Origin of the sequence: Paraburkholderia sp. J8-2 (assembly GCF_905220195.1) — a bacterium.
In the GTDB taxonomy this organism is placed as follows: Bacteria; Pseudomonadota; Gammaproteobacteria; order Burkholderiales; family Burkholderiaceae; genus Paraburkholderia.
In genome coordinates this window covers 211,153-231,288 of sequence record NZ_CAJMZA010000003.1, presented here as the reverse complement: position 1 = coordinate 231,288, position 20,136 = coordinate 211,153, and the positions used below count along the sequence as shown (strand labels likewise).

Below are 20,136 nucleotides of genomic sequence, written 5' to 3'. Positions count from 1 at the left end.
TTCCTTATAGAGTGTTTCAGTTCGCGCGCCGCATGTCCTTCACGAAGAAGGTGCCAACCAGGCTGATGGCGGCCGCAACGATCACATAGAGCGCGGGCGCCATGTTGCTGCCCGTGCGGGCGATGAGCCACGTGATCAGGAACGGCGCGAAGCCGCCGAAGATCGTGACCGCGAAGTTGTAGGCCACCGAAAGGCCGGTCGAGAGCACCTTGGTCGGGAACAACTCGGAGAAGGCCGCGAGGATCGGCCCGGTGTAGGCGGCGATCAGCACGCCGAACACGGCCTGAAACACGATGAGCGAAGCGAAGCCAGGCGCGTGGTTGATCCACGTGAACATGGGCCATGCGAGCACGAGAATCAGGAACGCGGCGCCGCTCAGGAACACGCGCCGGCCCCACGCATCCGCCAGCTTGCCCACAATGGGCGCGCCGCACATGATCATCAGGCCGCCTACCATGCCCGCGGAAAAGCCCGTCGACTGCGGCAAGTGCAGCGTGCGCACCGAATAGGTCGGCATGTAGAACAGCAGCACGTAGGTGCAGACCGTCCAGAGAATGACCATGGAAAAGCTCGCGAACGTCTCGCGCGGGTAGCGCTCGAACACTTCCTTGAGCGGCGAATTGTCTTTTGCCTGCGCTTCCACGGCGCTGAACGCGGGCGTTTCGTCGATATGGCTGCGGATGTAATAGCCGACCGGCCCCACGAGAATGCCGATCAGGAACGGCAGGCGCCAGCCCCAGCTATGCAGCGACTGCGCGTCGAGCGACGAGGTCACGAAGGTGCCCGTGGCCGCGCCCAGCAGCACGGCAAAGCCGATGCTCGACTGAATCCAGCTCGAATAGTAGGCACGCTTGCCCGGCGGCGCGTACTCGGTAAGGAACGCCGTGGCGCCGCCCATCTCGCCGCCTGCGGAGAAACCCTGCAGCAGGCGCGCAAGCACGATCAGCAGCGGCGCGGCGATACCGGCTTGCTCGTAGGTGGGCGCGAGCCCGATGAGCGCGGTGCCGAACGCCATCAGCAAGATGGTGAGCGAGAGCGCGGCTTTGCGGCCCACCTTGTCGGCATAGATGCCGAGCACGATGCCGCCTACGGGCCGCATGAAAAAGCCCACGCCGAAGGTCGCCACCGTGAGCAGGACGGAGGTCAGCTCGTTGCCGGTTGGAAAGAACAGCTTCGCGATGATGACAGCGAAGAAGCTGTACACCGTGAAGTCGAACCACTCGAGGCCGTTGCCCAGTACCGTCGCGATGATCGCGCGGCGGCGCTGCTGCGCGGTTGTCGCGACGGCGTCATGCGCGACGCGAGGTGAAAGCGTTCCTTGCATGGTGTCTTCCTGATCAGATTAATCGTAGCTGCGCGCCAACAGCCACGCGCCCGGAGCCCCAACATGCTCCCCATGCTAATGACAGCACGATTAATTTCTGAAACGAAAGATACGCATGCATGCATGCGCTGGGCGCATGCATGGCCCCTGAACGCTGCTTACACCGCCGTCTGCGCCTCCGCCTGCTCGAAAAGCCAACGTGTGAACAAACGCGCCGCCTGGTTCTGCGCGCGGTCGTTGGGCGAGATCACGTAATAGCCGCCGCCGTGGCTCGCCGAACTCTCGCCCACGCGCACGAGCAAACCGTCGTCAATACAGGCGTCGATCATGTAGCGCCAGCCTAGCGCCACGCCCTGGCCGAGTATGGCCAGCTGCACAAGCTGCGGATAGTGGTTGATCGTGAGGCCCTGTGGTGTTTTCGGCATCGTCACGCCATTCAGGTCGAACCATTCGGGCCACGACATCCATTGGCGCTGGCCGTCTTCGAGCAGCAGCAGCGTTTCGTTCGCGAGGTCGGCGGCCGCAAGCGAGCGGCCCGCGAGATAGCCCGGCGAGCACACGGGAAACACTTCTTCGTTAAAGAGGCGGCGTGCGGTGAAATGCGCGGGCGCCTGCTGGCGCACGTAATACACGCCAACGTCGAACTCCGCGGGCGACATCGAGGCGAGCCCGTCGCGCACGATCAGGCGCAGCTTGATGTTGGGATACGCCTTGCGAAATGCCGGCAGGCGCGGCGTGAGCCATAGCACCGCCACGCCCGACGAGCAGGCAATGGTTAGTTCGAGGTCGCCATAGTGCTTCATCACGTCGAAGGTGGCTTCGGCGCATTGCGTGAGAAGCCGCTGCACCTGCGCCGCATATTGTTCACCCGCAATCGTGAGCCGCAGCGAACGGTGCTCGCGCACGAACAGCGAGCGGCCAAGAAAATCTTCGAGCTGCTGGATCTGGCGGCTGATTGCGCTTTGCGTAAGGTGCAGTTCGGCGGCCGCGCGCGTGAAGCTGGCGTGCCGCACGGCGGCTTCGAACGCGACGAGGCAGGGCAGCGGAGGCAGTGGCGTGATGCGCATGGAATGACTCGGGCGGGTCGTGGCAAAGAGATGTTGCCATACATCCCGCCGCGGCTCGCTCCAACGGATGTTGCGCGCACCAGGTTGCGCGTGCCTGCCGCGAAAAAAACTTACTATTGCGTTGAATCTCTGTGCAACCGGAGGGCGAAGATGAGTTCTGGGGAGAAAGCGGCAACAGGCGCAAGCGCAGGCGCGGCGCAGTGGCACGCCATGCCTGCCGACGAGATCGAGCGCCAGCTCAAGGTGAAGCCGTCGCAAGGGCTCGATGGGGCGGAGGCCGCCCAGCGCCTCGGTACCTATGGGCCGAACGTGCTGCCCCAGGGGAAGAAAAGCGGCCCCCTCGTGCGCTTCCTGGCCCAGTTCAACAATGTGCTCATCTACGTGCTGCTCGCGGCCGGCTTCATCAAGCTGATGTTGAGCCTGTGGCTCGACGCCTCGATCATCTTCGCGGTGGTGATCCTCAACTCGTTGCTCGGCTTCCTGCAGGAAGGGCGCGCCGAGAAAGCGCTCGACTCGATTCGCAACATGCTTTCCGCCGAAGCGCGCGTGCTGCGCGCGGGCGAGGTGCGCCTGATCCCCGCCGACGAGGTCGTGCCCGGCGACATCGTGTTGCTGGAGTCGGGCGACAAGATCCCCGCGGACATCCGTTTAGTCGAGGCGAGAAACCTGCGCACGGAAGAGGCGGCGCTCACGGGCGAGTCGGTGCCTGCTGAGAAGAACACCGGCGCGGTGCCGGCGCAAGCCACCGTGGGCGACCGCGAAAACATGGCGTTTTCCGGCACGATGGTCCTTTCGGGCCGCGCAACCGGCATCGTCGTCGCAACGGGCAGCCAGACGGAGCTTGGCCGCATCAACCAGATGCTCGCCGAGGTCAGCGCGCTCGAAACGCCGCTCCTTCGCCAGATCAAGAAGTTTGGATACGTCATTACGATCGCCATCGGCATTCTCAGTGTGCTGCTCTTCGCGTGGGGCCACTGGCTCGGCCACATGACCTTCATCCAGTTGTTCCAGGCGGTGGTGGGCATTGCGGTGTCGGTGATCCCCGAGGGCCTGCCAGCGCTCATCACCATCACGCTCGCCATCGGCGTGCAGCGCATGGCGAAGCGCAACGCCATCATCCGCCGCCTGCCCGCCGTGGAAACGCTCGGCTCCGTCTCGCGCATCTGCTCGGATAAAACCGGCACGCTCACCCTCATGGAAATGATGGTGACGTCGGTCGTGACGGCGGACGCGCCCTATGAAGTGACCGGCGACGGCTATGCCCCCGAAGGCGAAGTCCGCGCGGGCGGCAAGGCGCTCGACGCCGCGCCGCCGGAAGTCCTCACGCTCATGGGCCGCGTATCGATCCTGTGCAACGACGCCGGACTCTTCGAGGAGGACGGCAAATGGAAGGTGGAAGGCGACCCGACCGAGGGCGCGCTCTATCCGTTCGCCGGCAAGCTCGGCATGGACCGCGGCGCGGAAGCCGCCGCCGCACCCCGCATCGACGGCATTCCCTTCGAGTCCGAGCACAAGTTCATGGCCACGCTGAACCGGTCGGCGCAAGGCGAGATGCTGCTCGTGAAGGGCGCGCCGGAAGTGATCATCGAGAACTGCGACCGCCAGCAAACGGCTAGCGGCCCCGCGCCGCTCGACCGCGAGCGCTTCGCACGCGAAGGCGAACGTCTCGCCTCGCAAGGCGAGCGCGTACTGGCGTTGGCGTGGCTGCCAGATCCCGGCCTCCAGGTTGGCAACCTCGGCCCGCAGGACCTGCCGAAGACGCTCGTGCTGCTCGGCCTCGTGGGCCTCATGGACCCGCCGCGCAAAGAAGCAATCGACGCCGTGCGCGAATGCCACGGCGGCGGTATTCGCGTGACGATGATCACGGGCGACCACAAGGTCACGGCGGCGGCAATAGCGGGCATGCTCGGCATCGGCGACGGCAAGACGGCCGTGGCCGGCACCGAGATCGAGGCGATGAACGACGCCGCGCTGCAGGAATGCGTGCGCGACGTGGACGTGTTCGCGCGCGCGAGTCCCGAGCACAAGCTGCGGCTCGTGAAGGCGATCCAGGCCAACCGCCAGGTGGTCGCCATGACGGGCGACGGCGTGAACGACGCGCCTGCGCTCAAGAAGGCCGATATCGGCGTGGCAATGGGCATCAAGGGCACGGAAGTGACGAAGGAAGCGGCGGGCATGATCCTCGCCGACGACAATTTCGCCTCGATCTCCGCGGCGGTGAAGGAAGGGCGCACGGTCTACAACAACATCGAAAAGGCCATGCTCTTCATGCTGCCGACGAATATCGCCCAGGGCGCGGTGATTGCCATCGCGATCCTGTTCGGCTTCACGCTGCCGATCACTGCGCCGCAGGTGCTGTGGGTGAACATGGTCACCTCCGTTGCGCTCGGCCTCGTCATTTCCTTCGAGCCGCACGAGGACGACGTGATGCAGCGCCCGCCGCGTTCGATCGACCGGCCTATCGTCACACCATTCGGCGTGTGGCGCATTCTCTTCGTCGGCGCCGCGCTCGTGCTCTATACGCTCGCGGCATTCTTCTGGATGAAGTCGCAGGGCGCATCGGACTTCATGGCGCGCACGGCCGCCGTCAACGCCATCACGATGGGACAGGTCTTCTATCTGCTCAACAGCCGCTCGCTGATCAATTCGGCGCTATCGGTGCGCGCGCACATGGGCAACGCGTATCTCTGGTACGGCATTGGCGCGGTCGTGGTGCTGCAGATCCTCTTCACCTATACGCTGCCCTTTCACGCCATCTTCGAAACCGAGTCGCTGCCGCTCGCGGCCTGGCTTTGGCTCGTGGCGGGCGCGATCCTGTTCTTCCTCGTGGTGGAGCTCGAGAAGCTCGTCATTCGCTCGATACCGGCGCTCAAGCGGTCCGTGAGCCCGCCATCGCGCGCCGCGGCCACAAGGCAGTACCATGACGCGTAGAATCGTTTCGTCCCGACTCGAGAGCGAGGGCCCATAGCCATGCTGCCTGGTGCGAATCTGAATCTGGTCGAGGTGATTGGTCTGCTCGTCGGCGGCCTCGCCCTGTTCCTCTTCGGGCTGGACCTCATGACGGGGGCGCTCAAGACGCTTGCCGGCGCGCGCCTGCAATCGCTGCTGGGTTCGCTCACCGCCAACCGCTTTCGCGGCGTGCTAGCGGGCGCCGGCATCACGGCGCTGCTCAATTCGTCGACCATCACCACGGTGCTGCTGGTGGGCTTCGTTTCCGCGCGGCTCATGACGCTGCGGCAGTCCATTCCGATGATCATGGGCGCCAACATCGGCTCGACGCTCACCGCGCAGATCATCGCGTTCAATATCTCCGCACTCGTGCCGTTCATGCTCGCCGGTGGCTTCCTGCTCTACGGTTTTGCGAAACGCGACACGCTGCGCGAGCTGGGTGGCGCGCTGCTCGGGCTCGGCTTGCTGTTCCTCGGCATCGAGATGATGGGCAACGCCACGCGGCCCTTGCGCGACTACCAGCCGTTCATCGACGCGATGCAGGACATGCGCAATCCGCTCGTCGGCATTGTGATCGGCGCGGTGTTCACGGCCATCGTGCAAAGCTCGGCAGCCACGCTCGCCATCGTCATCGCGCTCGGCAGTCAGGGGCTGATTCCGCTCGAATCGGGCATTGCGCTGATACTCGGCGCCAACGTGGGCACCTGCGGCACGGCGCTGCTCGCCTCGATCGGCAAGTCGGCGGAAGCGGCGCAGGTCGGTATCGTTCACCTGCTTTTCAACGTGCTTGGCGTGCTGTTCTTCGCCTTTGCGATTCCACAGTTCGCCGACTTCATACGCATGATCTCGCCTTCCGCGCCCGACTTGAGCGGCACTGCGCGCCTCGCGGCGGAAACACCGCGTCAGGCCGCCAATGCGCACACGGTGTTCAGCGTGTTCAGCACCTTCGTGCTGATCTGGTTCACCGGGCCGATTGCGAAGCTCGCCGAACGCCTGGCCCCGGTGCGACGCGAAGCCTGGCAGGACCCAGGCGTGCCGCGCTACCTCGACGAAACGCTGGTCGAAATGCCGGCGCTCGCCATTGCCCGCGTGCAACTGGAACTGGCTTCGCTCGGCAAGCTCGTGCAGCTTCTGGTCGAGCAAAGCGCCAAGCTCCTGGCCGAGAGTTCCTCGCAGGCGCTTTCCACGGTGGCAAACGAGGACAAGGCGGCGGACTCGCTAGCCACCGCCATTCTTACCTATATCGGCAAGCTCTCCGACGCCGTGCATAGCGACGACGAAGGGCGGCAACTGGTCGACCTCGCGCGCATTGCGACGTGCCTCGACGCTATCCGCGAAGTGGCCACGACGAGCATGCTCGCGCTGAGCCAAAGGCGTGCCGCGCAAAGCGCAGACGTGAGCGTGTTGGCGAGCAACGCCGAATTGCTGCAATTCGGCCGGTCCGTGATCGAGCATTTCACGCTGGCCGTGCAGATGATCGCGCACCCCGAGGCGGACGTCGTGACGCGCATCGTCAACGCCAAGCCGGAAATCGAAGCGCTGTCCGACTCGGCGCGGCAACGCATCCTGTCCGCGCTGCAGTTGCGCAACGAGGGCGCGGCGTTCATTTTCCGCTTTGCCAACGACGTGATCGAGCAGCTCAACGAAGTGGCGCGGCTCTCGCGCGCCATCGCCAAGGCCACGCGGTGGCTGCACGACGTGAAAGTGCTGGAACCTCAAGGCGCCGAGGCCGTGGCCGAAGCTGAGGCCGAAGCCCAGGTGTAATGCCCGCGCGCTGGGTTGGTCCTCAACGCGCAGCGCCCGAGGTCAGTGCCTGAGGATCGCTCATGGGCACCGCTTCGAGAAAGCCGCGGCCCATCTCCGCTTCGAAACGCGAAGCGCTGCCCTCCCAGATAATGCGCGCGTGCTCCAGCACATAAACGCGGTCCGCGTGCGGCAGCGCGAAGCGAACGTTCTGCTCGCCTAACAACACGGTAATGGGCGTGGACTGCTGCAGCGCATCGAGCGCCTTCGACAACTGTTCGAGGATCACGGGCGCAAGCCCGAGCGTCGGCTCGTCGAGAATCAGCAGCTTGGGCTGGGGCATGAGCGCACGCGCAATGGCCAGCATTTGCTGCTCGCCGCCCGAGAGCGTGCGCGCGGTTTGCCCCTGGCGCGACTTGAGAATGGGAAAAAGGTCGAAGAGCCAGGTGAGCTGCTTTTTGCGCACTTCGTCCGAAAGATGATAGCCGCCGAGTTCGAGATTCTCGCGCACCGTCATGTCGCCGAACAGCTCGCGCGTTTCCGGGCATTGCACGAGGCCCGCGCGTGAGACGGCCGCCCCGCTCATACCCTTCAGGTCGCGCCCGTCGAAGCGGATCGTCCCTTTGTACGGCAGGAGGCCCGAGAGCGCGTTGAACAGCGTGGTCTTGCCCGCGCCGTTGAGGCCGACCACCGAGACGAACTCGCCCTCGCGAACGTGGAGGCTCACACCGTCGAGCGCACATGCCTTGCCGTACAGCACGCGCACGTCCGAGACCTCGAGAATGGCGCGCTTCGCCTCGCCCGCGACGCTCGCGCGCTGGCGCAATTCGAGCTTGCCGCCCAGATACACGCGGCGCACCGTTTCGTTTTGCATCACCGCTTCGGCCGTGCCTTCGGCGACGTGCTCGCCCAGGTACATGGCGAGCACGCGGTCGGCCAGCGCGGAGAGGCTCTTCACATTGTGATCGACCAGCAGCACCGCGCGGCCCTCTGCGCGAAAACCGCGTATCAGCTCGGAGAAGGCCTCCGACTCCGCAACCGTGAGTCCTGCGAACGGCTCGTCGACGAGCACGACCTTCGGGTCGCGCGCAATCGCTTTCGCCATTTCCATGCGGCGCAGGTCGGCGAAAGGCAGCGTGGCGGGATGCCGGTGCATGACGGCGGCAAGGCCCACGCGCGCGGCAATTTCCTGCGCGCGCTGATGCACGTGCGGTTCTGCCGCCAGCTTCACCAGCGAATCGGGCAGCAGCGCGAGCTTGATGTGCTCCAGCACCGTTTGCCGATGCAGCGGCCGTGAATGCTGGAACACGATGCCCACGCCCGCACGCGCGATGCGGTGCGGCGCCCAGCCGGCCATCTCCACGCCGTTCACCTTGACCGAGCCCGCGTTGGGCCGCTCGATGCCCATGATGAGCTTCATCACGGTCGACTTGCCGGAGCCGTTGGGTCCGATCAGGCCCAGTATCTCGCCGGGCCGGATGTCGAAGCCAATGTCCTTCACCGCGACGAGACCGCCGAAGCGCTTGGTCAACCCGCGAACTGAGAGCAGCGGCGTGTCGTTCATTGGCGTTCCCTCGCGCGCAGCAGGTTGCCGAGCAAGCCGTCCGGAAAGAACAGCAGCGCGGCGAGCGCGACTGCCGCGACGACGAACGTATTGAGCTGACCGAGCGGGCGCAGAAACTCGCCGGCCACGATCAGGAAGATCGATCCGAGCACCGCGCCGAGTATCGTGCGCCGGCCGCCGAGCACGGCCGCGATGATGATCTGCACGCCCACACTCAAATCCACCACCGTGCTCACGGAAGCCGTGCCTTGATAGAACACCAGCATCGCGCCGGCCACACCCGAAAACACGGCACTGATGCAAAAGGCCACGAGCTTGTGCCGCGTAACGTTGAAGCCCAGCGCCTGCGCGCCGGTGGCGTCCTGGCCGCTCGCCTGCAAGATGAGGCCGATTGCCGAGCGCGAGAGGCCGAACAGCAGGATCGCGCACACCACCAGAAACGCCAGCGCGATCCAGTAGTTGTGGTTGGCGTCGACGGACATCACGTCGGGCACCATCATGCCGATCTCGCCGCCCGTCACGCCCGCGAAGATCACAATGGCGTTCTGCAGCAGCAGCACCGCCACGAGCGTGACGAGACCGAAGTACGGACCGCGCAGCCGCAGCGCGGGCACCGCGAGCAGCAGCCCGCCCACCAGCGCGACGAGGCCGCCCGCGATCACGCAAACGGGTATCGGCATGCCCCAATGAGCGTCGATGATCGCCGCGGAATAGGCGCCGAGGCCGATCAGAAACGTGGGGCCGAAATTCACCTCGCCGGCAAAACCGAACAGCAGGTCCCACGACATGGCAAACACGCCGAAGTAATACGCGACCGTGAGCACGCCGAGGATATAGCCCGACATCCACCACGGCAGCGTGGCCGCCGCAACGGCGAGCAACACGGCCACCCAGATCCCACGCGAACGAAGAAGACCGGACATGTCGATGCTCCCTGCGTTCGGTTAGCGGCGGCCCAGGAAACCCTGGGGCCGCACATACACGACGAGCACCAGCAGCAGCAGCGCGGGCAGCGGCCGCAGCGTCGGCGCAACGAGGTACGCGGTGACGGTCTCCAGATAGCCCACGACATACGCGGCCATCAGCGACCCGGAAACGCTGCCGAGGCCACCCAGCACGACGATGGAGAACGCGCTCGCGGTGAGCTGCCCGGCGTTGTTCGTGCTCACGCCGAGGAACGAGGCGAGCAGCACGCCCGCAATGCCCGCCAGCACGCCGTAAATGGTCCACGCGAGCAGATAGATGCGCGAGAGTTCGAAGCCGAGCAGCGTGAGGCCGCGTGGATTCATCGAGGCCGCGAGCAGCGCCTTGCCCGCGCGCGTGCGGTTCACGAACAGCCACAACAGGCCGATCACAGCCCAGCAGACCACGGCGATCATGATCTCGTTGAACGGCACGCGCACGCTGCCGATCATCGCCACGCCGCTGATGAGCGGTCGCATCGTCACAGGATTGTCGGTGAAGAGCCAGGCCATGCCCTGCTGGATCATGATGCCCCACAGCAGCGTGCCGGTGAGCACGAAGATTTCCTTCTCTTCGTTCGGAATGGCGGCGGAGCGCTGAATGGGCCGCACCACCATCAGGTAGGTGACGTAGGCCGCGACGAGTCCGGCGACCACGCCGAGCAGCGTGCCGAGGTAGGTGCCGAGGCCGGCTTCGCCCGCAAGCATCCAGCCCATCAGCGCCGCGACGAGCATCACGCCGCCGTGTGCGAGATTCAATATGCCCGAGACGCCGAAAATCAGCGTAAAGCCGATGGCGCCGAGCGCGTAGAGCGAGCTGATGGCAAAGCCGTCGATGAGAATCTGCAGGAGCAGCATGACCGGCCTTTCATTTGGGTGGGTCGCTGGATGCGCAGCGCGGCCCGACGCCTGGGCGTTGGGCCGCACTGCGCGACGCACTACGAGGCTAGTTCGCGCTGGCCTGCTGGATCTTGATGAAGGTCGGGAACTTGACCTTGCCGTTCGCGACGGACTTCGGCCAGATCGCAATCTGCTTGCCGTCCTGCCACTGCAAGTTGATGCCGGTGATATAGCCCGGGCCGTACTTGAGCGCGTGCGTGAACTGGTCGTTCTTGCCGTAGAACTGCCAGCGCCCGATCGTGCCTACATAGTCGGTTTTCTCGAGCGCGGCGACCATCTGGTCCGGATCGGTCGAGCCTTTGTTGCGCTTGATCGCATCCGCAATGATGTGGACGAGGTCATACGTCGAGAAGCCGCAATACGCTGGCGAGACGCCGAACTTCTTCTGATACGCATCCGCGAAGGGCACCGTCTTCGGCGTAATTGCCACGCCCGGAGCCGCAGCGGAAGCCGTGATCACGCCTTCGGTCGCGCCGTTCGTGTCCTTCCAGAAGCTCGTGGTCGTGGCCTGCGAGCTTTGACCCGACATCGGGATCGGCACCTGCTGGTCGTGCCATTGCACGGTTGGCTGCACACCCACATGGCTGATGCCCGTGGTGATCGTGTCGGGGTGCTTCGCCTCGATCTGGTTGAAGATTGGTGTGAAGTCCGAAGTATCCGGATTGAAGCGGATATGATCGAGCACCTGGAGACCGGCCTTGGGCAGGCATTCCATGAAGCGCTCATCGAGCGGCTTGGTCCACGCCGCGTCCTCGCTCATCACGACCGTCGACTTCATCTTGAACTGGCCGACGAGAATATCGTGCGAAAAGTCGCAGATCGACTGCGCAATGAAAGCCGACGTCATCCAGCCATGGAACGTGTACTTGTAGTTGTCGTAGTCGTCGTGAACGTGCTTCGAAATGTCGTTGCTCGCGGCGCCCGGCGTAACAAAGGGCATTTTCAGCCGCGCCGACCACGGCTCCATGGCGAGCGCCACTTCGCTGATATAGCTGCCGATCACGGCGACCACCTTGTCCTGGGTCGCTGCGCGCTGGAATGCGCGCACGCCGTCGGAGGCCGACGAGTGGTCGTCATACGCGATGATCTGGATAGGGCGGCCATCCACACCGCCGCTCGCGTTGATCTCGTCCGCAGCGAGTTGCGCCGCCTTGCTGATCGAGGCGCCCGCCACTGCGGACTCCTCACTGATCACACCGATCTTGATCGGGTCGCCCGCGGCATGCGCGCCGGCCGCGAGGCCCAGCCCTGCTGCCACCATACCCGTCGCCGCGACGCGATAAAGGTTTCGCCACACGCCGTTATTGGACATCCTGCATCTCCGATTCGCCTGGATCGTTGAGGAACATCTGCCCGCTACATTGCAGCTTTGAAGAATGCGCCCACAACAGTATCACCAGCCTTTGCGTGCTCAATCGGTAAAAACGATGACAGGTAACGTGCAGCTTTCATGGTGCAAAGCGGCAAAAAAATGCGCCGCCCCGCGCGGCTGCGAACGCTACGCGCAGCACCTCGCGCATGCCCCACGTCGATGATTGCGATCTTCACGTATACGACAGTTGAACGTGCCGTCTATTCGACCTTCACCCACGCCAGCTCTGAAATGCATTCCTTGCCCGTGACCGGATTGCGGGCGGGCGGCGTCGTGAGGTACAGGTTGTTGCCGTCGATTCTGAAACGGCGCAACTGAATCGTCCCCGTCCATGATTCATTCCACGAAGTGTCGACATGGTGACTCACGAGGTCGCCCTCGATGCTCCACGTCCCCGCGTAAGCGCATAAGCCGTTGAACAGCGCAATGCGCTCGGCGTCGGTGGGCACGAGGTCGGCGGGCGCGTTGCGGTGCTTGTCGACCACAATCGCGTACATCCGCTTGTCGGCGCTGTAGTTGAGATAGCCGCCTGGGTGTGAGCCGAACAACTCGGTCTTTTCTCCGGTGTCCAGATCTTCGGTCGTGAAAGATTGCAGCTTCCATGTGCCCAGCAGCGCAGCGCTGCCGGTTTGCCGTGCTTGTGCCATCGCGTTCCCCTTCAGCACAACCTGGGCAGCGCGCTAGCGCTGCTTGCCCCACCGCCAGCGAGGCGGCTCGCCCTTGAACCAGCACACCGCGCAAAGCGCGAGCGAGGCGAGTATCACGAGCCCCGAAAACGCGAACGCATGTTGGTGCGGTTCAAAAAAAACAGCGATCAAACAGATCGACAGCACATACACGGCTAGCGCCACCCAGCCCTGCCAGGTGAGCGGAAGTCCCCACCCCCAGCCATAGCGTTTGGCGCGAAACCAGTATTTTCCCGTGCCTGACATTTCCCCTTCTCCTACGAATCGCGTTTGCGCCGCTGCGTCAATGATCGGCGTTTGGAAGGGCGTTTGGCAACCGCATTGCGGCCTCGGCTCGTGCCGGGTCAACCCGGATCGAGAAGGATTGCGAAGTTTCAATGACGGTGGATTTGCGCGTATAGCGCGTTACGAAACGTCAGGCGGGTGCCAAATGGCACACCGCCTCGACGCGGTTGCCGGCCGGATCGACAAGAAAGGCGGCGTAATAGTCGGCGTGATAGTGCGGCCGCAAGCCCGGCTCGCCATCGGAGCGGCCGCCCGCCGCGCAGCCGGCTGCATGGAACGCATCGACCTGAGCGCGCGAAGCGGCCTTGAAGCACCAGTGCCGCTTGTTCGGCCCGATGGCGCTGGCATCCAGATAGACGGAAAGATAGGACGATTGCGTTTCGGCGGCGTCGCACCGCTCGCCGTAGCCAAGCGCGCCAGGGCGGTCGTAGACCTTGAGCGCGCCCAGCGTGTTCATGATCGCGTCGTAAAAGAGGCGCGCTGCATCGAGATCGGGAACGCCGATCGAAACGTGATCGAGAAGCTGCATGGTGTCCGAGGTCCGCAGTCGTCAATGCATGACTATAACCGGCGATTCACACCATGCAGCGTGCGCGTTCGTGCGCCTTCGTGCGTGTTACCCCGTGCGCCCGGTGCGGAACACCGAAACCGCGGCATTGAGCCGGTGCGCTTCGTTTTCGAGCGACGAAGCCGCGGCCGTTGCCTGCTCAACGAGTGCCGCGTTCTGCTGGGTCACGAGGTCCATCTGGCCAACGGCGATGTTGACCTGATCGATGCCCGTGCTCTGCTCCGCCGCCGCCGATGCGATCTCGTTCATGATCGCGCTCACGCGCGCGATCGCCTCGACGATCTCGCTCATCGTCGATCCCGAGCGCTCGACGAGGCCCGCGCCGGTTTCCACGCGCGACGTCGACGACTCGATCAGCTCCTTGATCTCCTTGGCCGCCGCGGCGCTGCGCTGCGCGAGCGAGCGCACTTCGCTCGCCACCACCGCGAAGCCGCGCCCTTCCTCGCCCGCGCGCGCCGCTTCCACGGCCGCGTTCAGCGCGAGAATGTTGGTCTGGAACGCAATGGCCTCGATCACACCGACGATCTCGCCCACGCGCCGCGAGTCGCCCACGATGTCCTGCATCGTGCCGACCACTTCGCGCGAGAGCGCACCGCCCTGTGCCGCGAGACCGGAAGCGCCCTCGGCGAGCGTGCTGGCCTGGCGGGCGTTTTCGGCGGTCTGCTTGACGGTGGAAGTCAGTTCCTCGATGCTCGCAGCCGTTTGTTCGAGCGAGGCGGCCTGCTCCTCGGTGCGCTGCGAAAGATCCGTGTTGCCCGCGGCAATCTCGCTCACGCCCTTGTCGATCGACAGCGCGCCTTCGCGCACGCTGCTGACCGTCTTGATGAGCGCATCCTGCATCTGCCGCAATGCAGCCTGCAGGCGGCCCATTTCGTTGTTGCTCGTCGCCTCGACCGTGCCGCTCAGATCGCCCGCGGCGATACGCTGGAACTGCGCGATAGCGGCGTCGACGGGATGCACGATCGCGCGCATGAGCGCGGCGCGGCCGATCCATGCGAGCAGCAACGAGAGCACCATGCCCACGGCCACCGCAATGCTCACTGCATTGAAACGGTCCTGCGCTTCCTGGTAGCGCTGCGCGCCGAGGTCGATCTGGCGCTTCTCGAGCACGAGCATCGCCTTTTCGTAGTTGCCGTAGAGCGACGGCAGCTTGTGGCCCTGCATTTCCTGGAACGCGGTCTTGTCGCCGGCCTTGAGCGCCGCGAGCGCCGGTTCGACGCCGTCGTGCAGGAAGCTGTTGCGCTTGGCCTGCATGTCGGCGATGAGATCCTGCGCCTCGCCCTCGCCGCTCGCAATCGACAGATAGTGGTCAAGACGCTCGTTCGAGTTCTTCAGGTACTGGTCGTAGCGCTTGAGCACCGCGTCGGCGGCGTCGTGGTCGCCGAGTTCGGAAAGCGAGGCGTTGGTGGCGAGCGCGAGGCGCAAACGCAGCAGCTGGCCGGCGCTGCCTTCGAGGTCCGCGACGGCCGGCGTATCGACGGTGTACATCGTGCGCAGCGACTCGTTGCCCGCTCGCATCGACAGAAGTCCTGTGGCGGCCCCGCCAATCAGGACGATGCCGAAGAAGGCGATCATCAGCGTCAGGCTGGCGCGTATTGACAGCTTGTGAAGCATTCCTGGTCTCTCTCCGTGGGGCGCGCAGCACTGGAGGCCACGCGTGTCCCAGTCGTTTTCATCGAATGTTCCGGCGCGCTTACCCAGTGCAGCCCGGTCGTGCGGGCTGTTTAAGCGTCCAGTACATAACAACGGCAGGAGAGGTTGCGAACTTTATGGTTCGCCGCAAAGAAGTACGACCGTTAGCAACACTTCGTATTACAGACCGAAATACGGGATGCCTGCGAGTCAATGCGCATCACGCGCTGACCGCTTCCCCGCCCGCCTCGCCCTCGTCCATCGGCACGAGATAGCGCAGCACGTCGCGCCAGCTCACGATGCCCACGGGCCGGAATTCGGCATCGACGATGGGAATGCACGAAATCTTGTTGGCGAGAAAGAGGGCCACAGCTTCGGAAAGGGTCGACTCGGGCCGCAGCGTAAGCGGCTTGCGGCTCATGATCTGGTGCACGCGCTTGTTAAGCGTGCCGAGGTCGCGCGCGGATTCGACCACGCTGTCGATGAACGGGCTGATTGCGCGCAGCAGGTCGCGGTCGGAGACGACGCCTTGCAGCTTGCCGTCTTCGACCACGAGCAGATGGTGAAAGCTCGCCTCCGTGAAGATCTCGCGCACCGTTGCGAGCGTCTCGTCGAAACCGACGGTGACGACACGGCTCGTCATGAATTTCTCTACTTGCATACCTTCCAGACCTGAGTGGGTTCGACGTCCCGAGCCAGTCTATGCCCTGCGCAATGGACTGCGGATTCCGGCGGCGGCTCGGGGCTTCAGCCCGTTATATCGACCGCGCGCGCGGAAATCTTCAGTCTGGAAAGGGGCGCGCCCCACAGGTTTCACGCGTTTGTCATGCTTCGAGCGCGAGCGTCGCGAAGGTGGCGAGCCAGTGCTCACCCATATAGTCGCCGGCCACGTGGTCGAGCGCGCTGGCCAGATGCACTTGCGCGGCATCGTTGAGCACAGCAACGCGAGCGTCGCCGGCGGGCAGTGCGCGTGCGAGCGAGCGCTGGCACCACGCACGGCTCAGGTTGAGCCCGTCGAGGTGGGCGATCTTGCCGTCGCTGCGGTCGGTCACGGTGGCCGGCGTAAAGAGCGTGGCGGGTTCTTGCGCCGCGAGATTGGGCAAGAAGCGCGTGAACCACGGCTCGAACTGCGGCGCGCGCAGTACGCGGCTCATCAGCAAGGCGACGCTCAGTGCGGGCGAGAGGAATTCGTCGCCGCCCGGCTCCCACGCCTGGCAGCCCGCGTCGTTCGCGTGCCAGCGCATAGCCGTGTCTTCAATCAGCGTCACCAACGCCGGGCGCGACGTGGCCTTCGCGAAGTCATACGCGAGCGTGAGCGCGAACGCCGTGTTGAAGTGCGTGCCCACGCGCAGCGGATACGTTGCCTTCGGCAGGAATTCCTCGAAGCGCTCGACGAACCACTCGGTGAGCGGCGCCAGCGCCGCCTTCCAGCGCGCGGCCTGCGGCAGTTTCAGCGCGTCGACCTGCGCCGCGAGCGCCAGCAGCCACGCCCAGCCATAAGGCCGCTCGAAGCCGCGGTTGTGGGCGAGCGTGAGGTAGGCCATTTCGCCCGCCATTTTCTCCGGCGTGAAGTGCTCGTCGACCACTGCGACGATCTGCGCCGCCTCGGGCAAGTCGGGAAAGCGCTCCAGCAGATGCAGCACGAGCCAGTAGCCGTGCACGCACGAATGCCAGTCGTAGCTGCCATAAAACACCGGGTGCAGCGCGCGCGGGCCCTGCACGTCCTGCGGGCCTTCGAGCGAGTGCGTCAGCTTGTTCGGATACTCGCGCGTGAGGTGGGCGAGCGCGAGCGAGGCGAACTTCGAGGCGTGGGCGGCGGTGAGGTGTGGGGTCATCGTGAACTCGTCAGAACCGGAAAACGAAGGCGTACATCAGCAGCGTGTTGACGACGAGAAGCAGCACAGCGGTCGGCCATTGCGCCTTGATCACGCCGTTCTTGTCGCTCAATTCGAGCAGCGCTGCCGGGACGATGTTGAAGTTTGCGGCCATGGGCGTCATGAGCGTGCCGCAGAAGCCCGAGAGCATGCCGATCGCGCCGAGAATCGCGGGGTTGCCGTGGAACTGATGCACGATCAACGGCAGGCCGATGCCCGCGGTCATGACCGGAAAGGCCGCAAACGCGTTGCCCATGATCATCGTGAAGAGGGCCATGCCGAAAGTGTAGGCGGCCACGACCGCGAACGCCGAGTTTTGCGGAATCCAGTTCGTGACGAGTTCGGACACCACGTGGCCCACGCCCGCCGCCGCGAACAGCGCGCCGAGCGCCGCGAGCATCTGCGGCAGGATGGCGGCCCAGCCCACGGCGTCCATGGTGTGCCGTGCGCCCTTGAGCGCGTGCACGGGCGAATCGCGCAACATGACGAGCGCCGCGCCGAAGGCGACGAGCGTGGCGATTACGAGCGAGATCAGCGTGACGTTCTTCGCCTCGACGAAGGGCGCGTACTTGAGCGTGAGCGTGCCGACGAGCGTGATCACGGGAATCAGCAGCGCGGGAATGAAGAGCCGGCTGCCGAAGCGCCCCGCCCCTTGTTCGCGGCGCGCCTGGGCCGTGGCGTTGTCATTGCCCGCAGGGCTGCGGCCGAGCTTGCCGGAGCCCGCGATCAAGGCGAGCGCGATGGCAAGGCAGCCCATCACGAAATGCGGCAGCACGCCGCCGAACAGGAACGTCACGGCATAGACGCCCCAGAACACGAAGTTGACGACACGGCGCGGGTTCGCGCGGTCGAGCAGGTTAAAGAGGGCGAACGACGCGAACATCAGACCCGCGACGATATAAAGCGATTCGAGCTTGATCACGATGCGGCTCCCTGGCGGCTTGCTGCGCCCGGCGCATTGGCCGCGCCGAGGCGCCGCGAGAGATTGTGATCGAGCAGTTTCAGGCGCACGCAGTGAATGAGGAGCGCCGCGAACGCGGTGGGAATCGCCCAGACCGAGACTTGCAGCGGCTGAACGATGATGCCGTTCTGCTCCAGAAAGCCCTTGATGAGCAGGATCGACTGGATCGCGATGAAGATGTCTTCGCCGAAGAACACGGCGATGTTGTCAACGGCCGAGGCGTTCGCGCGGATCTGTTGGCGCACCGCGTCGGGTACGTCGCCGTAACGCTGCGTGGCGGCACCTTCGGCCATGGGCGCGATGAGCGGACGCACCATCTGCGCGTGGCCGCCCAGCGACGTGAGGCCGAGTGCGGCCGTGATCTGGCGGATCACGAAGTAGAGCATCAGCACGCGGCCGGTGGTGGCGGCGTGCACGCGCGAAATGAGGTTTTTTGCCTGCTCGCGCAGGCCGTTGCGCTCGAGCAGCGCGATCACGGGCAACGTGAGCCAGACAAGGCCCATGTAGCGGTTATCGGCAAACGCCTTGCCGAAAGCGCTGACGATCTCGACCGTATGCAGGCCGCCCGCAAGCCCCGTTGCAATACCCGCCGCGGTCACGACGAGCAGCGCGTTCAGGCGCAATGCAAAGCCGATCACCACGATCGGCACCCCTATCAGAACCAGCATCTCTCCTCCGCCTTGTGTCTTTGCGCCGGACTCGTGACGCCGGCCGCGCGGGCGCGCTTCCCCGTTGCGCCCGATTCAGGCCAGGAATCTATCACGACAATTTATCGACAAATAGTCGATAAAGTCTTTTTAGGGGAAGTCCCTGGGCCAAATGCGCTATCTGGAAGCGGAGTGAGGCCGCCGCAGGGCGGCGTTGGTCCGGGGCGGGCGGACTAGGCGGTTAGTTGCATCTGCATATGATGGATCGGAGTGCCTGTGCGCGCCTCAGCGCGACCGCATGGGATGCGTCAGGTATCCAGATCGAAGGCGTGTTGACCGTTTGCCGCTTGCGGCGCGTCGTGGAACGACAACTCAAAGCCGATGCGCTCGCCGCTGCGCACCCGGCTGATGGCGTGCCGAAGGTTCACACGGTAGTAACCGCTGCTGCCTTTGAATGGCCGCTGGGCCGTGGCGATGATCGCCGCGTCGCCCAGGCCAAGCGGAACGACTGTCGGGCGCGACTGCATGCGCGGGCGCTGCTCCGTCAACACCAGTTCGCCGCCCGTGAAGTCTTTCCCCGGCGCCGCGAGCAAGGCGACCACTTGCAGCGGAAAGACATGCTCTCCTTCGCTGCGTTGATGCAGCGCCAGATAGTCGTCGGCGCGCAGTTGATTCAAATGCGATTGCGACTGCGTTTGCCCTGCTCGCCGGTTGTGCTCGAGAAATGCAGTCAGTTCAATCGGAAATCGATAAGGCATGCCAAGGATATCGTTCCAGCGATTCGCGAGAGGCGCTAGTTGACGATAGAGGTCCGCACGCCAATGCGCCCAAGGCTGCGGCAAAGCGGCGTCGAAATACAGCAGATCGCCGCAACCGAGATTGAGCGAATCGAGCGACACGCGGCGTAATACGTTCGATGCGCTGGCCTCGCGCGCAAGCACACGGGCTTCGTCCGCGCCAATGAGTCGAGGCAGTACCGCGTAGCCTTCGCTATCCAGTTGTGCGGCGATCGCATGCCAATCCATTGCGTCGATCATGTCAAAACCCCGGAAGCGTTGCCGTTTGCGGAACTTCGCGCGTAGCGGGAATCGCCTTCTCGTGTTCGAGCAGCCAACGCTTGCGATGAAGGCCCCACGCGTACCCTTTCAACTCGCCGTTGCTGGCAATCACGCGATGGCACGGCACGACGATAGCGATGGGATTCGCGCCACTCGCCGCACCGATGTCGATTGCCGCGCGCGGATCGTCAAATCCTAGCGCTTTCGCGAGCTTGCCGTAGCTCGTGGTCGTGCCAGCCGGAACGCGACGCAACGCGGCCCACACCTTTTCTTCCAGATCCGAACCTGCCATGACGACCGGTAGCGCATCGAGCGCGCCCAATTCGCCGGAGAAATAGCGCGCCATGGCGTCCGTTATCAAAGACGGCGCGGGAGCATCGATCAATTCGGCGCTGCCGTAACGTTCGCGCAAACCACGATGCAGACGCGAGCGGTGATCGGAGAATTCGAGCGCGTGCAGCCGGTGCTGCGCATCGCTCACCAGCATGAGATCGCCAACCGGCGACTCGATATGGCCAAGAAACAATTGCATGATGCGGTCCTT

General features: G+C 64.5%; 18 protein-coding genes. 2 read left to right on the top strand and 16 right to left on the bottom strand.

Annotated features, from left to right (window positions below; genetic code table 11):
• Nucleotides 1–16 precede the first annotated feature (16 nt).
• Together U5A52_RS09875 and U5A52_RS09870 are read right to left on the bottom strand one after the other, a co-directional pair.
• The gene (locus U5A52_RS09875; RefSeq protein ID WP_321908124.1) at nt 17–1,324 is read right to left on the bottom strand and encodes an MFS transporter; all 1,308 of its coding nucleotides are present in this window, start codon (nt 1,322–1,324) and stop codon (nt 17–19) included.
• Between the two features lie 158 nt (nt 1,325–1,482).
• The gene (locus U5A52_RS09870; RefSeq protein WP_321934644.1) at nt 1,483–2,391 is read right to left on the bottom strand and encodes a LysR substrate-binding domain-containing protein; all 909 of its coding nucleotides are present in this window, start codon (nt 2,389–2,391) and stop codon (nt 1,483–1,485) included.
• A gap of 150 nt (nt 2,392–2,541) precedes the next feature.
• Between U5A52_RS09870 and U5A52_RS09865 the strand changes: the two genes are divergently transcribed.
• Complete coding sequence (locus U5A52_RS09865; RefSeq protein WP_321934643.1) at nt 2,542–5,322, top strand: HAD-IC family P-type ATPase; 2,781 nt, start codon at nt 2,542–2,544, stop codon at nt 5,320–5,322.
• A 39-nt stretch (nt 5,323–5,361) separates the two neighbouring features.
• Nucleotides 5,362–7,104 (top strand): Na/Pi cotransporter family protein, encoded by a 1,743-nt coding sequence (locus U5A52_RS09860; RefSeq protein ID WP_321934642.1) that lies wholly within the window; start codon nt 5,362–5,364, stop codon nt 7,102–7,104.
• A gap of 22 nt (nt 7,105–7,126) precedes the next feature.
• On the opposite strand, the gene U5A52_RS09855 is transcribed toward U5A52_RS09860, so the two are convergent.
• The 14 genes from U5A52_RS09855 to U5A52_RS09790 form a co-directional block, all read right to left on the bottom strand.
• Complete coding sequence (locus U5A52_RS09855; RefSeq protein ID WP_321934641.1) at nt 7,127–8,647, bottom strand: ATP-binding cassette domain-containing protein; 1,521 nt, start codon at nt 8,645–8,647, stop codon at nt 7,127–7,129.
• Complete coding sequence (locus U5A52_RS09850) at nt 8,644–9,570, bottom strand: branched-chain amino acid ABC transporter permease (RefSeq protein ID WP_321934640.1); 927 nt, start codon at nt 9,568–9,570, stop codon at nt 8,644–8,646. Before U5A52_RS09850 ends, U5A52_RS09855 begins: the two co-directional genes overlap by 4 nt.
• A 21-nt stretch (nt 9,571–9,591) precedes the next feature.
• The gene (locus U5A52_RS09845; RefSeq protein WP_321908130.1) at nt 9,592–10,467 is read right to left on the bottom strand and encodes a branched-chain amino acid ABC transporter permease; all 876 of its coding nucleotides are present in this window, start codon (nt 10,465–10,467) and stop codon (nt 9,592–9,594) included.
• A gap of 88 nt (nt 10,468–10,555) precedes the next feature.
• Entirely contained in the window at nt 10,556–11,821 is a 1,266-nt protein-coding gene (locus U5A52_RS09840; RefSeq protein ID WP_321908132.1) for an ABC transporter substrate-binding protein, read from the bottom strand.
• 260 nt (nt 11,822–12,081) lie between these two features.
• A complete protein-coding gene (locus U5A52_RS09835) occupies nt 12,082–12,528 on the bottom strand; it encodes a lipocalin-like domain-containing protein (protein WP_321934639.1) in 447 nt (148 codons plus the stop codon).
• Between the two features lie 33 nt (nt 12,529–12,561).
• Nucleotides 12,562–12,813, bottom strand: a complete 252-nt coding sequence (locus U5A52_RS09830; RefSeq protein WP_321934638.1) for a hypothetical protein — start codon at nt 12,811–12,813, stop codon at nt 12,562–12,564.
• A gap of 169 nt (nt 12,814–12,982) precedes the next feature.
• Nucleotides 12,983–13,381 (bottom strand): VOC family protein, encoded by a 399-nt coding sequence (locus U5A52_RS09825; RefSeq protein ID WP_321934637.1) that lies wholly within the window; start codon nt 13,379–13,381, stop codon nt 12,983–12,985.
• Nucleotides 13,382–13,468: 87 nt separating this feature from the next.
• Complete coding sequence (locus U5A52_RS09820) at nt 13,469–15,034, bottom strand: methyl-accepting chemotaxis protein (protein ID WP_321934636.1); 1,566 nt, start codon at nt 15,032–15,034, stop codon at nt 13,469–13,471.
• Nucleotides 15,035–15,272: 238 nt separating this feature from the next.
• Nucleotides 15,273–15,713 (bottom strand): CBS domain-containing protein, encoded by a 441-nt coding sequence (locus U5A52_RS09815; RefSeq protein WP_321908138.1) that lies wholly within the window; start codon nt 15,711–15,713, stop codon nt 15,273–15,275.
• A 163-nt stretch (nt 15,714–15,876) separates the two neighbouring features.
• Complete coding sequence (locus U5A52_RS09810; protein WP_321908140.1) at nt 15,877–16,887, bottom strand: DUF2891 domain-containing protein; 1,011 nt, start codon at nt 16,885–16,887, stop codon at nt 15,877–15,879.
• A gap of 10 nt (nt 16,888–16,897) precedes the next feature.
• A complete protein-coding gene (locus U5A52_RS09805; RefSeq protein ID WP_321908142.1) occupies nt 16,898–17,848 on the bottom strand; it encodes a DUF979 domain-containing protein in 951 nt (316 codons plus the stop codon).
• Nucleotides 17,845–18,555: a DUF969 domain-containing protein gene (locus U5A52_RS09800; protein WP_321908143.1), complete on the bottom strand. Its 711-nt coding sequence runs from the start codon at nt 18,553–18,555 to the stop codon at nt 17,845–17,847. The genes U5A52_RS09805 and U5A52_RS09800 overlap by 4 nt, the downstream gene beginning before the upstream one ends.
• 287 nt (nt 18,556–18,842) lie before the next feature.
• Nucleotides 18,843–19,571, bottom strand: coding sequence for a 2OG-Fe(II) oxygenase (locus tag U5A52_RS09795; protein ID WP_321934635.1), 729 nt, complete (start codon nt 19,569–19,571; stop codon nt 18,843–18,845).
• Between the two features lies 1 nt (nt 19,572).
• Nucleotides 19,573–20,124 carry a methylated-DNA--[protein]-cysteine S-methyltransferase gene (locus U5A52_RS09790; protein ID WP_321934634.1) on the bottom strand — a complete coding sequence of 184 codons (552 nt, stop codon included), beginning with the start codon at nt 20,122–20,124 and terminating at the stop codon, nt 19,573–19,575.
• Between the last annotated feature and the right edge of the window lie 12 nt (nt 20,125–20,136).